Source organism: Variovorax sp. N23 (genome assembly GCF_025486315.1).
GTDB lineage: Bacteria > Pseudomonadota > Gammaproteobacteria > Burkholderiales > Burkholderiaceae_C > Variovorax.
This window is the reverse complement of the sequence record NZ_JAOOPY010000003.1, coordinates 246141-265760: the sequence shown is the minus strand read 5'-3', so window position 1 is coordinate 265760 and position 19620 is coordinate 246141. Positions and strand designations below refer to the sequence as shown.

At 67.5% G+C, this 19620-nt stretch carries 16 protein-coding genes; 6 read left to right on the top strand and 10 right to left on the bottom strand.

Translation table 11 applies throughout. From position 1 onward, the window contains the following. Window positions 1-198: 198 nt before the first annotated feature. Window positions 199-1242 carry an aliphatic amidase gene (locus tag N8A90_RS06440; protein WP_262073844.1) on the bottom strand — a complete coding sequence of 348 codons (1044 nt, stop codon included), beginning with the start codon at window positions 1240-1242 and terminating at the stop codon, window positions 199-201. A gap of 97 nt (window positions 1243-1339) precedes the next feature. Between N8A90_RS06440 and N8A90_RS06435 the strand changes: the two genes are divergently transcribed. Together N8A90_RS06435 and N8A90_RS06430 are read left to right on the top strand one after the other, a co-directional pair. Continuing rightward, window positions 1340-1918, top strand: a complete 579-nt coding sequence (locus N8A90_RS06435) for a nucleoside 2-deoxyribosyltransferase (RefSeq protein WP_262073843.1) — start codon at window positions 1340-1342, stop codon at window positions 1916-1918. Window positions 1919-1982: 64 nt separating this feature from the next. Beyond that, on the top strand, window positions 1983-2696 hold the full coding sequence (locus tag N8A90_RS06430; protein WP_262073842.1) for a YebC/PmpR family DNA-binding transcriptional regulator: 714 nt from the start codon (window positions 1983-1985) through the stop codon (window positions 2694-2696). A 69-nt stretch (window positions 2697-2765) separates the two neighbouring features. Here N8A90_RS06430 and N8A90_RS06425 read toward each other — a convergent pair whose 3' ends face one another. Beyond that, window positions 2766-3677, bottom strand: a complete 912-nt coding sequence (locus N8A90_RS06425; protein ID WP_262073841.1) for a LysR family transcriptional regulator — start codon at window positions 3675-3677, stop codon at window positions 2766-2768. A gap of 92 nt (window positions 3678-3769) precedes the next feature. Between N8A90_RS06425 and N8A90_RS06420 the strand changes: the two genes are divergently transcribed. Further along, window positions 3770-4753, top strand: a complete 984-nt coding sequence (locus N8A90_RS06420; RefSeq protein ID WP_262073840.1) for a Bug family tripartite tricarboxylate transporter substrate binding protein — start codon at window positions 3770-3772, stop codon at window positions 4751-4753. Window positions 4754-4761: 8 nt separating this feature from the next. Next, window positions 4762-6429: an FAD-dependent oxidoreductase gene (locus tag N8A90_RS06415; protein ID WP_262073839.1), complete on the top strand. Its 1668-nt coding sequence runs from the start codon at window positions 4762-4764 to the stop codon at window positions 6427-6429. On the opposite strand, the gene N8A90_RS06410 is transcribed toward N8A90_RS06415, so the two are convergent. From N8A90_RS06410 to urtA, 7 genes are all read right to left on the bottom strand, one after another. Beyond that, window positions 6419-6757 (bottom strand): FmdB family zinc ribbon protein, encoded by a 339-nt coding sequence (locus N8A90_RS06410; RefSeq protein WP_262073838.1) that lies wholly within the window; start codon window positions 6755-6757, stop codon window positions 6419-6421. The genes N8A90_RS06415 and N8A90_RS06410 overlap by 11 nt on opposite strands. A gap of 4 nt (window positions 6758-6761) precedes the next feature. After that, a complete protein-coding gene (gene fmdA / locus N8A90_RS06405; protein ID WP_262073837.1) occupies window positions 6762-7991 on the bottom strand; it encodes a formamidase in 1230 nt (409 codons plus the stop codon). 25 nt (window positions 7992-8016) lie between these two features. Continuing rightward, the gene (urtE, locus tag N8A90_RS06400) at window positions 8017-8706 is read right to left on the bottom strand and encodes an urea ABC transporter ATP-binding subunit UrtE (RefSeq protein ID WP_262073995.1); all 690 of its coding nucleotides are present in this window, start codon (window positions 8704-8706) and stop codon (window positions 8017-8019) included. Window positions 8707-9021: 315 nt separating this feature from the next. After that, complete coding sequence (gene urtD / locus N8A90_RS06395; RefSeq protein ID WP_262073836.1) at window positions 9022-9765, bottom strand: urea ABC transporter ATP-binding protein UrtD; 744 nt, start codon at window positions 9763-9765, stop codon at window positions 9022-9024. 16 nt (window positions 9766-9781) lie between these two features. Next, on the bottom strand, window positions 9782-10990 hold the full coding sequence (gene urtC, locus N8A90_RS06390; RefSeq protein ID WP_262073835.1) for an urea ABC transporter permease subunit UrtC: 1209 nt from the start codon (window positions 10988-10990) through the stop codon (window positions 9782-9784). A gap of 2 nt (window positions 10991-10992) precedes the next feature. Beyond that, window positions 10993-11907, bottom strand: a complete 915-nt coding sequence (urtB, locus tag N8A90_RS06385) for an urea ABC transporter permease subunit UrtB (protein WP_262073834.1) — start codon at window positions 11905-11907, stop codon at window positions 10993-10995. Window positions 11908-11945: 38 nt separating this feature from the next. Then, window positions 11946-13217 carry an urea ABC transporter substrate-binding protein gene (gene urtA / locus N8A90_RS06380; RefSeq protein WP_262073833.1) on the bottom strand — a complete coding sequence of 424 codons (1272 nt, stop codon included), beginning with the start codon at window positions 13215-13217 and terminating at the stop codon, window positions 11946-11948. 263 nt (window positions 13218-13480) lie between these two features. Here urtA and N8A90_RS06375 point away from each other — a divergent pair, with 263 nt between their 5' ends. Both N8A90_RS06375 and N8A90_RS06370 read left to right on the top strand, forming a co-directional pair. Further along, window positions 13481-16867, top strand: coding sequence for an ATP-binding protein (locus tag N8A90_RS06375; RefSeq protein ID WP_262073832.1), 3387 nt, complete (start codon window positions 13481-13483; stop codon window positions 16865-16867). Further along, a complete protein-coding gene (locus tag N8A90_RS06370; RefSeq protein WP_262073831.1) occupies window positions 16851-17747 on the top strand; it encodes a response regulator transcription factor in 897 nt (298 codons plus the stop codon). Before N8A90_RS06375 ends, N8A90_RS06370 begins: the two co-directional genes overlap by 17 nt. A gap of 4 nt (window positions 17748-17751) precedes the next feature. On the opposite strand, the gene N8A90_RS06365 is transcribed toward N8A90_RS06370, so the two are convergent. After that, window positions 17752-19335, bottom strand: coding sequence for a methyl-accepting chemotaxis protein (locus N8A90_RS06365; protein WP_262073830.1), 1584 nt, complete (start codon window positions 19333-19335; stop codon window positions 17752-17754). Window positions 19336-19620 lie beyond the last annotated feature (285 nt).

The window sequence follows — 19620 nt, the reverse complement described above, 5'->3', positions numbered from 1 at the left end:
GGGGAGTATTTCAGCAGCCTGTTAGGCCCGCGGAGCTGCGTCGGTGCTGAAGACGGTGGCCCCTAGCTGTTCAAGCTCCCTGCAACTGCACGGCGCGTGTCAACGACGTGTAGACGAACCAGTAGAGACCGCGCTGTCGCGCGCTAGATCATTCGCAGCATAGATGCAAGATTGCGCCAAGGCGGTTTCGCCATCGCCTCATCGATACCGGTTGACGGTCTCCTCGTTCGGAATCCCCTCGATCGGCGCCTCGGCCGTGCCGACGGTGCTGCGCGTGAAGGACTCCACCCGCTCGCGCGTGCCCTGCGGGTCGGCGATCCACTGGCGGTAGAACTCGTAGGGGCAGTCGGCCACGCCCTTGTCGCCGTCGCCCGAGTTGATGAGACCGGTGTAGCCGCGGTGCACCAGCTTGAAGAGGTGGTTCTCCGACTGGCCGTGCCGGCGGAAGTCGCGGATCAGGCTCTTGCTCAGCGCCGCGTACTGGATGCCCATCTCTTCCTCGCCGCATTCGCCCAGCGTGCGGCCGTCGAAACCGATCAGCGCGGAGTGGCCGAAGTACGAGTACACGCCGTCGAAGCCGGCCGCGTTGGCCACCGCCACGTAGGTGTTGTTGGCGAAGGCCATGGCCTTGCTGATGAGGATCTGCTGCTCCTTCGCCGGGTACATGTAGCCCTGGCAGCGCACGATCAGTTCGGCGCCCTTCATCGCGCAGTCGCGCCAGATCTCGGGGTAGTTGCCGTCGTCGCAGATGATGAGGCTGACCTTCAGCCCCTTCGGCCCGTCGCTCACGTAGGTGCGGTTGCCCGGGTACCAGCCCTCGATGGGCGTCCACGGCATGATCTTGCGGTACTTCTGGACGATCTCGCCCTGGTCGTTCATCAGGATGAGCGTGTTGTAGGGCGCCTTGTCCGGATGCGCCTCGTGCCGCTCGCCGGTCAGCGAGAACACGCCCCACACCTTGGCCTTGCGGCAGGCCTCGGCGAAGATTTCGGTCTCGGCGCCGGGCACGCTGGCGGCGTTCTCGTACATCTCGCCGCTGTCGTACATGATCCCGTGCGTCGAGTACTCGGGGAAGATCACCAGGTCGAGCCCCGGCAGGCCGGATTTCATGCCGACCACCATCTTCGCCATGGCCTTGCAGTTGTCGAGCACCTCGGCTTTGGTGTGCAGGCGCGGCATCTTGTAGTTGACGACCGCGACACCGACGGTGTCCTTGCTGCTTGAAATATCGCCGTGGATCATGGCATCGACCTCGTGGGGGTGGTGGGGGCAGCATCGATTCTGCGAAGGGCGCCCGCTGCGCCGAATACGTTGATTGACGTAGCGCCACAATGGCACGATGCCTTCCTCCCCCTCTTCCGAATCCTCACGCCCCCGCATCTACCTCGCCGGCCCGGATGTCTTCTTCCGCGACAGCGAGGCGCTCTTCGAGCGCCTGGTCACCTTCTGCGACACGCTCGGCCTGCAGGGCGTGCCGCCCTCCGACGGCGGCATCGCGGCCGACCGGCGCCTGGGCGACGAGGAGCGCGCCCAGCGCATCTACGAAGGCAATGTGCGCCTGATCCGCGAGGCCGACGGCGTGATCGCCAACCTCGTGCCCTTCCGCGGCCACGAGCCCGATTCGGGCACGGTGTTCGAGGTGGGTTTCGCCACCGCGCTGGGCAAGCCGGTGGTGGTGTATGGCGTCGCACCGGGCACCTACGCCGAGCGCGTGTGCGCCACCGTCGACTGCGAGACCGGCGCCGACGGCGTGATCCGCGAGCGCGCCAGCGGCGTGATGGTCGAGGGGCTGGGCCAGCGGCTGAACCTGATGCTGACGCGCTCGACCGAGATCGCCGAGTCGGCCGAGGCTGCGCTGGTGCGGCTGGCCGAGCGACTGCGCAGCGACATGCTCCCCGCCTTGCCCGCGGCCCGCTGAGCACGTCGGCGCGCGTACAGTCGCTGCTTCGCCGCCAGGCATCGCAGAACGCAAGGAGATCGACATGGGCGCGCAATGGAAAGCAAAGCACAAGGACGTGGCGGCCAACGCCAAGGGGCGGCTCTTCGGCAAGCTGGCCAAGGAAATCATGGTCGCCGCCCGCAACGGCGCCGACCCGGCATCGAACGCCCGGCTGCGGCTGGTGGTCGAACAGGCCCGCAAGGTGTCGATGCCCAAGGACACGCTCGACCGCGCCATCAAGAAGGGCGCGGGCCTCACCGGTGAGGCAGTGCATTTCGAGCATGTCGTCTACGAGGGCTTCGCGCCGCACCAGGTGCCGGTGATGGTCGAGTGCCTGACCGACAACGTGAACCGCACCGCACCGCAAATGCGCGTGCTGTTCCGCAAGGGCCAGCTCGGCACCTCCGGCTCGGTGGCCTGGGACTTCGAGCACCTGGGCATGATCGAGGCCGCGCCTGCCTCCGCCGGCGCCGACCCGGAGATGGCCGCCATCGAGGCCGGCGCGCAGGACCTGGAGCCCGGCGAGGAAGACGGCACCACTCTCTTCCTCACCGCGCCGACCGACCTCGATCTGGTGAGCAAGGCCCTGCCCGGGCAGGGCTTCCAGGTGCTGTCGGCCAAGCTGGGCTACAAGCCGAAGAACCCGATCGACCCGGCGACGCTGAGCGCCGAACAGCTGGAAGAAGTCGAGGTGTTCCTCGCGGCGATCGACGCCAACGACGACGTGCAGAACGTGTACGCGGGGCTGGCGGGTTGAGAGGCCGAGACCGGCGACGCTGAACACGCGGCACCGCACGGCGTCGCCGATGGGCGCCGGCTCAGCCTCTCAGGCCGGCGGCATCTGCAGCACGCGGCGCAGCGTGGCGATGAAGTTCTCGCTGGCGGCCGACAGCGAGCGACCGCGCTTCGTCACCACCGACACGTCGCGCGACACGCGCGGTGCCGAGATCGGCCTGATGCGCAACGAGGCATCCCCCGATGCACGCGCAAAGGCCGAAGGCATGATGGATGCGCCCATGCCGCTGGCCGTCATCCACAGCGCGGTCGCCAGGAACGAGACCTCGTTCACCACGTTCAGGCTCACGCCCGCGCGGGCCGCGGTGACGTCGATCAAGGGCCGGATGCCGTAGCCGGGCCGCACCGTGATCACGGGATGGGATGCGAGGTCGGCCCAGCGCACCGCACGCGCGCCGGCCAGCGGATGGTCCTGCAGGCACACGAAGGCCAGGTGGTCGCGCAGCAGCGGCTCGGTGTCGACCTCGGCCCCCGGCCGCTCGGGGGTGCCGACGCCGAAGTCCACATGCTCCCCGATGATCCGCGAGACGAACTGGTCCGGCGCGCAGTCGTCGATCACCACCCGCACCTGCGGATGGCTGGCCACGAAGCTGCGTATCGCGTTCGGCAGCAGGAAGGCGGCGAGCGAGGGCGTGATCGCCACGCAGACGCGGCCCCGCTCCAGCGTCGACAGCTCGCGGAAGCCACTGGACAGCGCGTCCACGTCGCGCAGGATGCGCTCCGCGGTCGCCAGCATGTCGTTCGCCGCCGCCGTCGGCTGCAGCGAGCGCGTGGTGCGGTCGAACAGCCGCGCACCCAGTCCCTCTTCCAGCTGGCGGATCAGCATGCTCACCGCCGACTGCGTCACGAACAGCTTTTCCGCCGCCGCACTGAGCTTGCGCAGCCGGTGCACCTGCACGAAGGCACGCAGCTGGCGGATGGTCGGACTGAAGTTCGCATTCATCAGACAACATCATATTTGCTTCTGAATTTATTGATTTACGAATCAATTGCTGCGTCGTCCAATGCGTGCCACCAATAAGAAGGAGACATCGCATGCATCCATTTCTCGTGCGCGTCGGGTGGCTGGCCGCCCTCTGCGTCCCGCTCGCCGGGCCGGCCGCCGCCCAGGCGCAGACCGACTTCCCCAACAAGCCCATCCGCGCCATCGTGACCTTTCCGCCCGGCGGCAGCGCGGATGCCGTGTTCCGGATGCTGGTGCCCCAGCTCAACGAGAAGCTGGGCCAGCCCGTCATCGTGGACAACCGGCCCGGCGCAGGCGGCAATGTCGGTCTCACGGTGGTCGCGAAAGCGCCCGGCGACGGCTACACCATCGGCCTCGGTGCCGCCGGCGCGCTGGCGGCCAACGTGAGCCTCTATCCGCAGATGCCCTTCGATCCGGTGAAGGACTTCAGGCCGGTGGGGATGCTCGCAGCGATCCCCTTCGTGCTCGTCGGCCATTCATCGATGGCGGCGCGCACCCAGGCCGAACTCATCTCGCAGGCCCGCAAGGCGCCCGGCAGCCTGTCGATCGGGCACGGCGGCAACGGCACCGCCATGCATCTGTCGGCCGCGTTGTTCGCCCAGATGGCCAATGCACGCTTCGTCGAGGTGCCCTACCGCGGCTCGGGCCCGGCGGCACTCGACGTGCTGGGCGGCCAGATCCCGCTGGCCATCGTCGACCTGCCCTCGGCGCTCCAGCAGATCAAGGCCGGCAAGCTGATCGCCTATGCCGTGACCAGCGTGCGCCGGCTGCCGATGCTGCCCGACGTGCCCACCGTCGCCGAGGCCGGCCTGCCGGGCTACGACTCCACCGGCTGGTTCGGCATCGTCGCACCGGCCGGCACGCCCGATGCCATCGTCGCCCGGCTCAATGCGCAGATCAACGCCGCGCTGGCCGACGGGCAGACGCAGGCCAGCATGCGCAACCTGGGCGTCGAGCCGGCACCGGGCACGCCCGCGGCCTTCGGCGCCTACATCGCTTCCGAAACCAAGAAATGGGCGAAGGTCATCCGCACCGCCCACATCAAGCTCGACTGAGGGAACCCATGCGCTTCGACAAACTGAACACCGACGTACTGATCGTGGGCGCCGGGCCGGTGGGCCTGACGCTGGCGATGGACCTCGCCTCGCGCGGCCTGCAGGTCGTGGTCGTCGAGACCCGCCATTACGCCGAGCCGCCGAACGTGAAGTGCAACCACGTCGCCGCCCGCACGATGGAGCAGTTCCGCCGACTCGGCGTAGCCGGCATGCTGCGCGACGCCGGGCTGCCCGAGGACTATCCGAACGACGTGGCGTTCCGCACCAGCGTGACCGGCCTCGAACTCACCCGCATCCCGATCCCGTGCCGGCGCGACCGCTACACCGAGACGGAAGGCCCCGACGCGTGGTGGCCGACCGCAGAGCCGCCGCACCGGATCAACCAGATCTTCCTCGAGCCGATCCTGCTGGCGCACGCCGCGGCGCAGCCCGGCGTGACGCTGCTCAACCGCACGCAGTTCACCGGCTTCGAGCAGGACGACGAGGGCGTGTCGGCCACCCTGCTGGACCTGGACAGCGGCGCCCCGCGCAGCGTGCGCTGCCGCTACCTGGTCGGCTGCGACGGCGGCAGTTCCGGCGTGCGCAAGCAGATCGGCGCGAAGCTGGAGGGCACGCCGGTGATCCAGCGCGTGCAGTCGACCTACATCCGCGCACCGCAACTGCGCGCGATGATCCCGGGCAAGCCGGCCTGGTCGTACTACGCGATGAACCCGCGGCGCTGCGGCACCGTGTTCGCGATCGACGGCCACGAGAACTGGCTGGTGCACAACCACCTGAACCCCGACGAGCCGGACTTCGACGCGGTGGACCGCGACCGCTCGATCCGCGAGATCCTCGGCGTCGGCGACGACTTCGCCTACGAGGTGATCAGCAAGGAGGACTGGGTCGGACGCCGGCTGGTGGCCGACCGCTTCCGCGAGGGCCGCGTGTTCCTGGCCGGCGATGCGGCGCACCTGTGGGTGCCCTACGCCGGCTATGGGATGAACGCCGGGATCGCGGATGCGGTCAACCTGGCGTGGCTGCTCGCCGCGCACGCGCAGGGCTGGGGCGATGCGTCCATCCTCGATGCCTACGAGGCCGAGCGCCAGCCGATCACCGAACAGGTGTCGCAGTTCGCGATGGCGCACGCCCAGAAGATGATCCGCGCGCGCGGCGCCGTGCCGCAGGACATCGAGGCGCCGGGCCCGGCCGGTGACGCGCTGCGCGAGGCCATCGGGCACGAAGCCTACGATCTCAACGTCCAGCAGTTCTGCTGCGCCGGCCTGAACTTCGGCTACTACTACGCCGGCTCGCCGATCATCGCCTACGACGACGCACAGCCGCCGGGCTACTCGATGGGCAGCTTCACGCCCTCGACGGTCCCGGGCTGCCGGGCGCCGCACTTCTGGCTGCCCGACGGGCGCTCGGCCTACGACGCGTTCGGCCCCGGCTACACGTTGCTGCGCCTGGACCCGACGGTCGACGCCAGCGCGCTGCAGCACGCCGCGCGCCGTGCCGGCATGCCGCTGCAACTGCTCGACGTCGAGGCCGCGACGCTGCCGCCGGCCTATGCGCACCGGCTGGTGCTCTGCCGCGCCGACCAGCACGTGGTCTGGCGCGGCGACCGGCTCCCGGCGCAGGCCGAGGCGCTGGTCGCCATGCTGTGCGGCCGCGCAATGGCGGCCGTCAGTGGCTGATCATCCAAGGCCGCCGGCTCGGCGCGCCCTTCACGCCATTGGTGGCGGTCACCGTCGCCCCGCGCTTGGTGCTGCAGCATCCGCAGCCCGACGGGTGCTTCAGCCGCTGGTAGTCCTTCGAACTCTTCGGCTCGTGCCGTGCGCGCTCGTTGGTCTCGATGGCGCTGCGGGTGCTGCCGGCCATCAGCGCCAGGCGCGGCGCGGCCGACATCACGCGCGGCGACGCCGCACCGCAGGCCGGACAGGCGGCGGGCTCGTCGCGCCGGCTCACGCTGCGCAGTGCATCGAAGCCGCCGCAGGCGCGGCATTCGTAGTCGTAGGTCGGCATCGGCTCAGACGTCCTGCGACAGTGGCATGTCGATGCTGCCGTCGATGAACTTCGTCGGCCCGCTGGCGTTCGGGTTGATGTCGAAGTCGAAGATCTCGGTCGGCAGCCACAGCGTGGCGCAGGAGTTGGGCACGTCGACCACGCCGCTGATGTGACCCTGCACCGGCGCCGTGCCGAGGATCGAATAGGCCTGCGCGCCGGAGTAGCCGAACTTCTTCAGGTACTCGATGGCGTTCAGGCAGGCCTGGCGGTAGGCCACGTTCACGTCGAGGTAGTACTGCTTGCCGGCCTCGTCGACCGAGATGCCTTCGAAGATCAGGAAGTCCTTGTAGTTCGGCGTCATCACGCTGGGCTTGAAGATCGGGTTCTTGATGCCGTACTTGGCCATGCCGCCCTTGATGAGCGTGACCTTCATGTGCACCCAGCCGGCCATCTCGATGGCGCCGCAGAAGGTGATCTCGCCGTCGCCCTGGCTGAAGTGCAGGTCGCCCACGGAAAGGCCCGCGCCATCGACGTAGACCGGGAAGAAGACCTTCGAGCCACGTGACAGGTCCTTGATATCGCAGTTGCCGCCATGCTCGCGCGGTGGCACGGTGCGGGCGCCTTCGGCCGCGGCCTTGGCACGCGCCTCGCCGGTCATCTTGCCCATGTGGGCGGTGCCGGCCGAGGGCGGGTTCGCCAGGCCGGGCACGCGGGTCGGGTCGGTGTCGATGAGTTGCTGCTCGCGCGCGTTCCACAGGTCGAGCATCGGCTTGTCGGGCAGGCAGCCGATCAGGCCGGGATGGATCAGGCCGGCGAAGTTCACGCCCGGCACGTGGCGCGAGCTGGTGAACATGCCCTTGAAGTCCCAGATCGACTTCTGCGCCAGCGGGAAGTGGTCGGTCAGGAAGCCGCCGCCGTTCTTCTTCGAGAAGAAGCCGTTGAAGCCCCACAGCGAATCGGGCTTGGCACCGATGTCGAGCAGGTCGACCACCAGCAGGTCGCCGGGCTCCGCGCCCTTCACGCCCACCGGGCCCGACAGGTAGTGCACGGTGGTGAGGTCGATGTCGCGCACATCGTCGGCGCTGTCGTTGTTCTGGATGAAGCCGCCGGTCCAGTCGAAGGTCTCGAGGATGAAGTCGTCGCCCGGGTTGACCCAGCAGGCCATCGGAATGTCCGGATGCCAGCGGTTGTGGATCATCTCGTTTTCGGTGGGCGACTTCGTCAGGTCGACCTTGATCAGCGTGTCCGTCATGTGCAGTGGCTCCAAAGGGTTGTGGTTAAACAGAGAGATAGGCTTTGATTTGGTTGACGTCGGTCTTGTCGCGCGCGGTCTCGTGCACCAGGCGGCCGCCTTCGATGACGAAGAGCCGGTCGGCCACGTCCATCGCGAAGCTCAGCACCTGCTCGGACACGACGATCGTGATGCCGCGCAGCTTGCGGATCTCGTTGAGCGCCTTGGCGATGTCCTTGATGATCGAAGGCTGGATGCCCTCGGTCGGCTCGTCGAGCAGCAGCACCTTGGGATTGGTGACCAGGGCACGCGCGATCGCGAGTTGCTGCTGCTGGCCGCCCGAGAGGTTGCCGCCCTTGCGCCGCTTCATGTCGAAGAGCACGGGGAACAGCGCGTAGATTTCTTCGGGGATGTGCCGGCTCTTGGCGTTCTCCAGCCCGGTCTGGATGTTCTCTTCGACCGTCAGCGTCGGAAAGATCATCCGGCCCTGCGGCACGTAGGCGATGCCCTTGGCCACGCGCCTGAAGCTCTCGTCGTGCGACACATCGTTGCCCGCGACCTTGATGCTGCCGCTCTTGATCGGCAGCACGCCCATCAGGCTCTTGAACAGCGTGGTCTTGCCCATGCCGTTGCGGCCCATGATGGCGATGGTCTCGTTCGCCATGCCGTCGAAGGAGATGCCGTGCAGCGCCTCGCTCTGGCCGTAGGCGGTGTGCAGGTCTTTGACTTCCAGCATCACGTTGCTCATTGCAATGACTCCAGGTTCAGGGACTGCAAGGTCGGGGTACGTGCCGAGGCCACCGGGTACCTCCCTCCGCGAATGTCCCCCGCCTTCGGCTCCTCCTTTATTTCGCTGCGGGAGGCACCCGATACCCTCGGCACGAGAGACGCCGCGCGAGTTCTATCGGTGAAACACCGCCCTTTCGGATCACGTCGATGGCGTGCTCCCCGCAGCGAAATAAAGGAGGAGGCCGAAGGCCGGGGGACATTCGCGGAGGGGAGTACGCCGTCGGCGTGAGCCCGCCCCGAACGACAAGCGATGGGTTCCATGTCAATGCCCCAGGTAGACATCGATGACCCGCTCATCCGCCTGCACCTTCTCCATCGGCCCTTCGGCCAGGATCTTTCCCTGGTGCATCACGGTGACCTTGTGCGCGATCTGCTTGACGAATTCCATGTCGTGTTCGATCACGATCACCGCGCGGTTCTTGCAGATGCGCTTGAGGAGGTCGGCCGTCAGCTCACGTTCGCGGGAACTCATGCCCGCGATGGGTTCGTCGAGCATCAGCAGCTCAGGCTCCTGCATCAGCAGCATCCCGATCTCGAGCCATTGCTTCTGGCCGTGCGACAGCAAGCCGGCTTCGGTGCCCAGCTTGTCGACCAGCCCGATGTCTTCGGCCACGGCCTGCACCGCGGCCTTCACCTGGTCCGTGCACTTGAAGGCCAGCGCACCGAAGACCGAGCGACCCGAGGGGTACGACACCTCCAGGTTCTGGAACACGCTCAGGTTCTCGTAGATCGACGGCGTCTGGAACTTGCGGCCGATGCCCAGGCGCACGCGCTTGTGCTCGGCCATCTTCGTGAGCTCGGTGTTCTTGAACTTGATGCTGCCGCTGCTGGCCTTGGTCTTGCCGCAGATCAGGTCGAGCAGCGTGGTCTTGCCGGCGCCGTTGGGGCCGATGATCACGCGCAGCTCGTTCTTGTCGATGTAGAGCGTCAGGGCGTCGATGGCCTTGAAGCCATCGAAGGACACCGTCAGGTCTTCGACCGCCAGTGCGAAATCGGTGTTGCTCATGGAACGGTTCTCGGGTTCAGACGCGCTGGCCGCTCACGCCATCGGGCAACTCGCCCAGGTCGGGGCCAGGCGCGGGGTCGACGATGCGTGGCGGTTGCTGCGGCGTGCCGGTCGACGGAGTCTTCACCGACGCATCGCGCAAGGCTTGGCGGCGGTTCTTCCACCACGGCGCGATGTGGCTTTCCCACAGGCCGGCCAGCCCCATCGGGAAGGCCATGGTCACGCCGATGAACAGCCCGGCCATCAGGAACAGCCACAGGTCGGGGAAGCTCTCGGAGAAGAGCGTCTTGCCGGCATTCACCAGCAGCGTGCCGTACACCGCGCCGACCAGGCTCATGCGGCCGCCGACCGCCGCGAAGATCACCATCTCGATCGACGGCACGATGCCGACGAAGCTCGGCGACATGAAGCCCACCTGCAGCGAAAACAGCGCACCACCGATGCCCGAGAGGCCGGCCGCCAGGCAGAAGGTGAACACCTTGAAGTTCGACACGTCGTAGCCCGAGAAGCGCACCCGGTCTTCCTTGTCGCGCATGGCCAGCAGCAGCGTGCCCAGCTTGCTGGTCTGGATCCAGCGGCACAGCACGATGCTGGCGATGAGCAGCGCCACGCAGACGTAGTAGAGGATGTACTTGGCGCTGTCGGTGCGGGTGTCCCAGCCCAGCAGCGTCTTCAGGTCGGTCATGCCATTGACGCCGCCGGTGTAGCCCTGCTGGCCGATGATGAGCACGGTGACGATCAGCGCCACGGCCTGCGTGATGATCGCGAAGTACACGCCGCCCACGCGGCGCTTGAACATCGCGTAGCTGATGATCCAGGCCAGCAGCGTCGGCACCGCGATCACCAGGATCAGCGTGAGCGGGAAGCTCTTGAACGGCAGCCACATCAGCGGCAGCTCGGTGATCTGGTTCCAGTCCATGAAGTCGGGGATGCCCGGCGTCGACTGGATCTTGGTGGTGATCGGGTCCGAGGCTTCGAGCTTCAGGAACATCGCCATGGCGTAGCCGCCCAGGCCGAAGAACACGCCCTGCCCCAGACTCAGCACGCCACCGTAGCCCCACACCATCACCAGCCCGACGGCGACGAAGGCGTAGGTGAGGTACTTGCCCACCAGGTTGAGGCGGAAGATGTCGAGCGACAGTGGCAGCACGACCGCCAGCAGCAGCGTCAGGATGACCAGGCTGGCCAGCTGATAACGCGTGATCAAGGACTTGAGGGTGTTCATGTTCAGCGGCGGACTTTGGAGGCGAACAGGCCCTGTGGGCGAATCATCAGGATCAGCACGATGAGCGAGAGCGTCAGCACCTTCGCCATCGACCCCGTGATGAAGAACTCGGCGATCGACTGCGTCTGCGCGATGCCGAAGGCCGACACCACGGTGCCCAGCAGGCTGGCAGCACCGCCGAAGGTGACGACCAGGAAGGCGTCGACGATGTAGAGCGACCCGGACGTCGGCCCGGTCGAGCCGATGGTGGTGAAGGCCGCGCCGGCCACGCCGGCTATGCCGCAGCCGATGGCGAAGGTCAGGCGGTCGGTCTTCTTGGTGTCGATGCCGGTGGCGTTGGCCATCGTGCGGTTGGCCACGGTGGCGCGCACCCGCAGGCCCCAGCGGCTCTTGTGCAACGCGAGCAGCACGCCGACGGTGACGAGCGTGGTCAGCGCCAGGACGAACAGGCCGTTGATCGGGATGTCCAGCCCCTCGGCCGGCGCCCACGAGCCCATCAGCCACTCGGGCAGCGTCGGGCTCACCTCCTTCGGGCCGATGAAGGTGCGGAAGATCTGCTGCAGCCCGAGGCTGATGCCGAAGGTCGCGAGCAGCGTGTCGAGCGGCCGCTTGTAGAGATGGCGGATCAGCGCCCATTCCACCAGCCAGCCGGCGATGAACGCGAGGATGAAGGCCAGCCCGATGGCCAGCGGAAAGTAGTACGGCATGAAGGCCGGCGCCAGGTGCTCCGTGAAGCGCGCGGCCATGTAGATCGTGTAGGCGCCGATCGTCATGAACTCGCCATGCGCCATGTTGATCACGCCCATCTGGCCGAAGATGATCGCCAGGCCCAGGCCCATCAGCAGCAGCACCGCGAACAGGCTCAGCCCCGCGAAGCCCTGCATGAGGCCGATGTTCCACATGTCTGAAATGCTCATGAAGGCTCCGGGGAATGGGTTGGGCTGGGGTCTGCGGCTTACTGGTAACCCTTGGGGAACGGGTCCGGTTTGATGAGATCTGGCGATTCCGCCACGACCTTGAACGAGCCGTCGAGCTGCCCCTGCCCGATGCGCGCCTTGCTCCACAGGTGGTGGTTCGCGTCGAGCTTCACGTAGCCTTCGGGTGCGTTCTTCAGCTCGATGCCCGGCGATGCGGCCACGACCTTGTCGACGTCGAAGCTGCCGGCCTTCTCGACCGCCGCCTTCCACAGCCACGGGCCGAGGTAGCCGGCCTGGGTCACGTCGCCGATCACCGCGTCCTTGCCGTACTTGGCCTTGAAGGCCGCGACGAACTTCTTGTTGTTCGCGTTGTCGAGGGACTGGAAGTACTTCATCGACGAGTAGAAGCCCGCGAAGTTCTCGCCGCCCACGCCGGTCATCTCGTCCTCGGTCACGGCCAGCGTCAGCAGGAACTGCTTGTCGCCGGTGATGCCGGCGGCCTTGAGCTGCTTGTAGAAGGCCACGTTCGAGCCGCCCACCACCGCCGCAAAGATGCAGTCGGGCTTGGCGACCTTGATCTTGTTGATCAGCGAGTTGAAATTGGTGTGGCCCAGCGGGTAGTACTCCTCGCCCTTGACCGAGCCGAGCTTGCCCACCGTCTCGATGTGCTTGCGCGCGATCTTCATCGAGGTGCGCGGCCAGATGTAGTCGGAGCCGACCAGGAAGAAGGTCTTGGCCTTCTTCTCCTTGTTCGCCCAGTCCAGGCCCCAGATGATCTGCTGCGTGGCTTCCTGCCCGGTGTAGAACACGTTCTTGCTCTGCTCCAGGCCTTCGTAGAAGGTCGGGTAGTAAAGCAGGCCGTTTTCCTTCTCGAACACCGGCAGCACCGCCTTGCGCGAGGCGCTGGTCCAGCAGCCGAAGACCGCGGCGCAATGGTCGTTGACCAGCAGCTTCTTGGACTTCTCGGCAAAGGTCGGCCAGTCGGACGCGCCGTCTTCCTTGATCACCTTGATCTTGCGGCCCAGGATGCCGCCCATCGCGTTGATCTCGTCGATGGCCAGCTGCTCGGCCTGGATCGAGCCGGTTTCCGAGATGGCCATGGTGCCGCTGGACGAATGCAGCTGGCCGACCGTCACTTCGGTGTCGGTCACCGCCAGCTTGGTCGTGTTGACCTTGGCCGTCGGGAACTGCTGGCCGAAGGCGAGGCCGCTCAGGCCCATCACCGGCAGCGCGGCGGCGCCCTGCAGCAGGCGGCGGCGCAGCGCGAGCTGCTGCTGTTCGGCGAGGGACGGATCTTGATCACGGGCCATGGGGGAATCTCCAGTCGAAGGTTGAAAGGTTGCGGAGCAGGGACCAAACGGTGTCCCGGCGCACCACCGCTGTGCGGCGTGTGGCGCACCGAGCACCATGGCCGCCACTGTAGGAACGGGCCGACGTAGGCCGAATACGTCAATCAACGTAGAGGCTGCCGCGGTGTGCGCGGCGAGACTGGGCGCCCGTTGCTACCCACCGGACGGACAAGGAGCGCTTCTTGCAACGAGACAGGCACACCCTCTTCCAGAGAGAACGGAACATGGCGCCCGTCACCGGTCAGAAGATCTTTCGCATCCGCCGCGACTACAACACCTGGGTCTCGAACGAGACGCTGGAGGACTACGCGCTGCGCTACACGCCGCGCAGCTTCCGCAAGTGGTCGGAGTTCCGCGTGGCCAACGCGGCCTTCGGCGCCACCTCCTTCCTGGCGCTGGAGGCCATCGGCGGCGCCATCGCGCTGAGCTATGGCTTCGAGAACGCGCTGTGGGCGATCCTGGTGGTGGGGCTCATCACCTTCCTCACCGGCCTGCCCATCTGCTACTACGCCGCGAAGTACGGCGTCGACATGGATCTGCTCACGCGCGGCGCCGGCTTCGGCTACCTGGGCTCCACCCTCACCTCGCTCATCTACGCGAGCTTCACCTTCATCTTCTTCGCGCTGGAGGCCGCCATCCTGGCGCTGGCGCTGCAGATGTACTTCGACTGGTCGCTGGCGGTGTGCTACCTGGTGTCGTCGATCGTCATCATCCCGCTGGTGATGCGCGGCATCACGATGATCTCGGCGCTGCAGCTCTGGACGCAGCCGATCTGGCTCACGCTTTTCGTGCTGCCCTTCGTCGCGGTGCTGTGGAAGAACCCGCAAGCCTATGCCGACTTCACCGGGCTGGTCGGCCGCATCTCCGGCACCAACAACTTCGACCCGCTGATGTTCGGCGCCGGCGCCACGGTCGCCTTCTCGCTGGTGGTGCAGATCGGCGAGCAGGTCGATTACCTGCGCTTCCTGCCCGAGAAGACCGCCGCCAACCGCGCCAAATGGTGGGCCGCGGTGCTGGTGGCCGGGCCGGGGTGGATCGTGCCGGGCATGCTCAAGATGCTGGGCGGCGCCTTCCTCGCCTTCCTCGCGCTGCAGCACGAGATCCCGGCCGCGCATGCGGTCGAACCGACCCGCATGTACCTGGCCGGCTTCGCCTATGTCTTCAGCGACCCGGCCTGGGTGCTGGGCATCACCGTGCTCTTCGTGGTGGTGTCGCAGATGAAGATCAACCTGACCAACGCCTACGCCGGCTCGCTGGCCTGGTCGAACTTCTTCGCGCGGCTCACGCACAGCCACCCCGGGCGCGTGGTGTGGCTGGTGTTCAACGTGCTGATCGCCCTGCTCTTGATGACGCTGGGGGTTTTCGCAGCGCTGGAGAAGGTGCTGGGCCTGTACAGCAACATCGCCATCGCCTGGGTCGGCGCGCTGGTGGCCGACCTGGTCATCAACAAGCCGCTGGGCTGGAGCCCGAAGTCGATCGAGTTCAAGCGGGCGCACCTGTACGACATCAACCCGGTCGGCCTGGTGTCGATGGTCGTCGCCGCCACGGTGGCGATGGTGGCGTATGCCGGGCTGCTCGGGCGCTGGGCCGAGTCCTTCTCGCCCTTCATCGCGCTGCTGACGGCGCTGGTGGTGTCGCCGCTGCTGGCCTGGAAAACGAAGGGCCGCTACTACCTGGCGCGCACCGACCTGCAGCACTGGGCGCCCGGCCAGATGGTGCGCTGCTCGGTCTGCGACAACCCCTTCGAGTCGGAAGACATGGCGCACTGCCCGGCCTACAGCGCACCGATCTGCTCGCTGTGCTGCACGCTCGAATCGCGCTGCCACGACGGCTGCAAGAAGAACTCGCGCGCCTCCGAGCAGATCGGCGTGTGGATCAAGGCGCTGCTGCCGCCGGCGCTGGCGCTGCGGCTGAACTTCCGGGTGGCGCACTACATGCTGGTCGCGACCTCGCTCATCGCTCTGTTGGCGACCGTGCTGGGCATCGTCTATGCGCAGGAGGGGCTGCTCAACGCGCACGCCACGCACGTCTTCCTGCGCTCGCCCTTCCTCAAGGTCTTCGCGCTGCTGTCGATGGTGGCTGCCGTCGCAGCCTGGTGGGTGGTGCTGGGCAGCGAGAGCCGCAAGATGGCGCAGGAGGAATCGAACCGCCACAACCACCTGCTCACCCTGGAGATCGAGGCGCACCGCCGCACCGACGCCGCACTGCAGGCCGCCAAGGAGGCGGCCGAGGCCGCCAACCAGGCCAAGACCCGCTACGTCGCCGGCATGACGCACGAGCTGCGCACGCCGCTCAACAGCATCCTGGGCTATTCGCAGATCCTGCTGAAGAACGACGATGCCACACACCCGCCGCGCGCCGCGGTGCAGACCATCCACAAGAGCGGCGAGCACATGCTCGGACTGATCGACGGCCTGCTCGACCTGGCCCGCATCGAAGCCGGCCGGCTGCAGCTGGAGCCGATGCCGCTCGCCCTGCCCGGCTTCCTCGACGAGGTGGTGCGCATGGTCCGCCCGCAGGCCGAGGGCAAGGGCCTGGCCTTCGTCTACACCCACAGCGGGCGCCTGCCGGCCTGGGTGCATGCCGACGCCAAGCGGCTGCGCCAGATCCTGATCAACCTGCTGACCAACGCGGTGCGCTTCACCGAGGCCGGCACTGTGACCTTGCACGTCGACGCCACCCGCGAGGTGCTGCGCTTCGACGTGATCGACACCGGCATCGGCGTGGCGCCGCAGGACCACCAGCGCATCTTCCTGCCCTTCGAGCGCGGGGCCGCCGGCCGTCGCCATGGCGAGCCGGGCACCGGCCTGGGCCTGACCATCACCGGCCTGCTCACGTCGCTGATGGGCGGCGAGCTGCGGCTGGCGCAGACCTCGGGCCGGGGCAGCACCTTCAGCGTGCGCGTGTACCTGCGCGAAGTGGCCGACCCCGGCCCGCAGGCCGAACCGCAGCGCCCCATCTCCGGCTACTTCGGTCCGCGCCGCACGCTGCTGGTGGTCGACGACCAGCCGGTGCAGCGCCAGATGCTGGCCGGCATGCTGATGCCGCTGGGCTTCGACGTGCGCGAAGCCGCCAGCGGCACCGAATGCCTCGACAGCCTGCGCGAACACGTGCCCTCGGCCATCCTGCTGGACATCAGCATGGACGACATGGACGGCTGGGAGACCGCCACGCGGGTGCGCATCGCCGGCTTCGAGCACGTTCCCATCCTCATCGTCTCGGCCAACGTCTTCGAGAACCAGGCCGACCGGCTGCAGGCCACCGGCTGCCAGGCCTTCATCGGCAAGCCGGTGATCGAATCGGAGCTGATCGCCACACTGGAACGCCACCTGGGCCTGCAATGGCTGCAGCACGCGCCGCCACCGGCGGCACCCGATGCGGCACCGCCGCTGGCCGAACCGATCTCGCTGCCCGAGGAGGCGCGGCTCGAGCTGATGCGCCTGGTGCAGGTGGGCCACGTGCGCGGCCTGCAGCAGGCGCTCGACCGGCTCGCCGCCGGCGACCCGGCGCTGGCCGCCACCTGCACCCAGCTGCGCGGCATGCTCGCCCGCTTCGACCTCGACCAATTCAAGAACGCACTCACGGAGGATGCCGATGCCCCCAGCCCCTGACACCGAACGCCCGGTGGTGCTCGTGGTCGACGATGCGCCCAGCAGCCTGGGCATGCTGTGCGACACGCTGGAGGCCAGCGGCTACACCGTGCTGGTCGCGGCCGATGGCGAATCGGCCCTGCAGCGGCTGGAGCTGGTGGTGCCCGACGCGATCCTGCTCGACGGGGTGATGCCGGGGCTGTCGGGCTTCGAAACCTGCCGGCGCATCAAGGCCAACCCGGCGCTCGCGCACATCCCGGTGCTCTTCATGACCGGCATGGCCGAGACGCAGGACGTGGTCGAGGGCTTTGCCTGCGGCGGCGTCGACTACGTGGTCAAGCCGATCCGCGCGCAGGAGGTGCTGGCGCGCTTGCACACGCACACACGCAACGCGCGCATCACCCGCATGGCGCGCGACGCGGTCGACGTGGCGGGCATGGGCGTGGTCTTCGTCGACACGCACGGCCGCGTGGCCTGGCGTTCGCCGCAGGCGGCGCTGTGGCTGCATGCGCTGGGCGAACCTGCCGCACCGGGCCAGTTGCCGATGGCGCTGGCGCCCGCGCTGGCGGACGGCTCGACCATCGCTACCACCACCGCGGCCGGCACCCGCCTGTCGGTGCGCAACATGGGGTCCGCGACGCTCGGCGAGACGATGCTGCTGTTGGCGCTCCAGCGCGAAGGCCCGGCCCTCGCCTCGCGCGTGACCGACGCCGCGCTGACGCCGCGCGAGACCGAGGTGCTGTCGTGGCTGGCCAAGGGCAAGACCAACCGCGACATCGCCGAGATCCTGGGGATGAGCCCCCGCACGGTCAACAAGCACCTCGAACACATCTTCGAGAAGCTGGGCGTCGAGACGCGCTCGGCCGCCGCGGCACTGGCGACAGGTCACATGGCGCTGTAGGGGGTCAGCGCCGTGACGGCGCTGCAGGCGTCAGCTGAAAGACGCCCACGAGCTGCGACAGGCTACCCGCCTGCTCCTGCAGCGAGCCGGCGGCCGCGGCCGCTTCTTCCACCAACGCGGCGTTCTGCTGCGTGACCTGGTCCATCTGCGTGATGGCCTGGTTGATCTGCTCGATGCCCGTGGTCTGTTCCTGGCTGGCGGACATGATCTCGCCCATGATGTCGGTCACGCGCTTCACGCTGGCCACGATCTCCTCCATCGTCTGGCCCGCCTCGGCCACCTGGTGGCTGCCGGCAGCGACCTTGCCGACGGAGTCGTCGATGAGCACCTTGATCTCCTTGGCCGCTGCGGCCGAGCGCTGCGCCAGGCTGCGCACTTCCGACGCCACCACCGCAAAGCCGCGGCCCTGTTCACCGGCGCGTGCAGCTTCGACGGCAGCGTTCAAGGCCAGGATGTTGGTCTGGAAGGCGATGCCGTCGATGACCGCGATGATGTCCACGATCTTCTTGCTCGAGGTGTTGATCGCGCTCATCGTGTCGACCACCTGGCTGACCACGCTGCCGCCGCGCACGGCCACTTCCGACGCCGAGACCGCGAGCTGATTGGCCTGGCGGGCGTTGTCGGCGTTCTGCTTGACCGTCGAGGTCAGCTCTTCCATCGAGGCGGCCGTCTGCTCCAGCGAGCTGGCTTGCTCTTCGGTGCGCGAGGACAGGTCCTGGTTGCCCGAGGCGATCTGGCTGGAGGCGGTGGCGATGGTGTCGGTGCCCTGGCGGACTTCGCCGACCACCTTGGCCAGGCTGTCGCGCATGGCCTGGATGGCGTGCAGCACGCTGGTCTCGTCGCCCTTGCGCAGCTCGATCGCCACGCTCAGGTCGCCCTCGGCGATCCGGCGCGTGATGCCGGCGGCGCGCTCCGGCTCGCAGCCCATCTGGCGCACCAGCCCGCGCGAGATGAACCACCCGAGAACAAGCAGCGCTGCCGCCAGTGCCAATGCACCACTGCCGAAGCCGAGCATCCGCCCGAGGGTGGCAGCGTCGACGCTGTCGACGTACACGCCCGAGCCGATGATCCAGCCCCACGGCTTGAAGCCCATGACGTACGACACCTTCGGCACCGGCTTCTCGCTGCCGGGCTTGGGCCAGAGATACGACACGAAGCCGGCGTTCTTTTCTTTCACGATGTTCACGAACGCCATGAAGAGAGGCTTGCCCGTCGCGTCCTTGTTTTCCGCCAGATCCTTGCCGTCCAGCGCGGGGTTGATCGGGTGCATCAGCATGCGCGGCTGCATGTCGTTGAGCCAGAAATACTCGCTGCCGCTGTAGCGCATGCCCTTGATCGCCTGCATGGCCTGCTGCTGCGCCTCGGCGTCGCTGAGCGTGCCCTTCGCCGCCAGGCCGTGGTAGTAGGTCAGCACGCCGTGGGCGGACTCGACCACCTGCCGCACGCTGCTCTGGCGTTCGGCCAGGATGAGCTGGCGTTCCGATACGAGGAACACAGCGGTCAGCGCGAGCACGCCGACGATGGCGCTGAGGGTGAGAAGGGCCAGTTTCCTGGCGATGGTCATGGAGCGAAGTTCGGGTGCGGACATGATCGACAGTCAGTGAGGTTGGGAAAGAGGCGGACGACATCGAACCGACGCGCCCACCTCGACCCGGTCGACGGGGTGACGCGATCGCACGCCTCGCGGCATGCTTCCCCTGGCTATCGGCAGACGAATGGCTTCCTCGATCCCGGGAAAACCCGGGCGCCGGCGTGCGCCGTGACCGAATGCGCAGTTCCCCCTCCGGGAAAACGCGCATCCGCGCTGTCGGCACCACGACAGCGCGACGTCGCCGGCGGCGCAAGAATGGCGGCACCACGATCAGGAGACCCC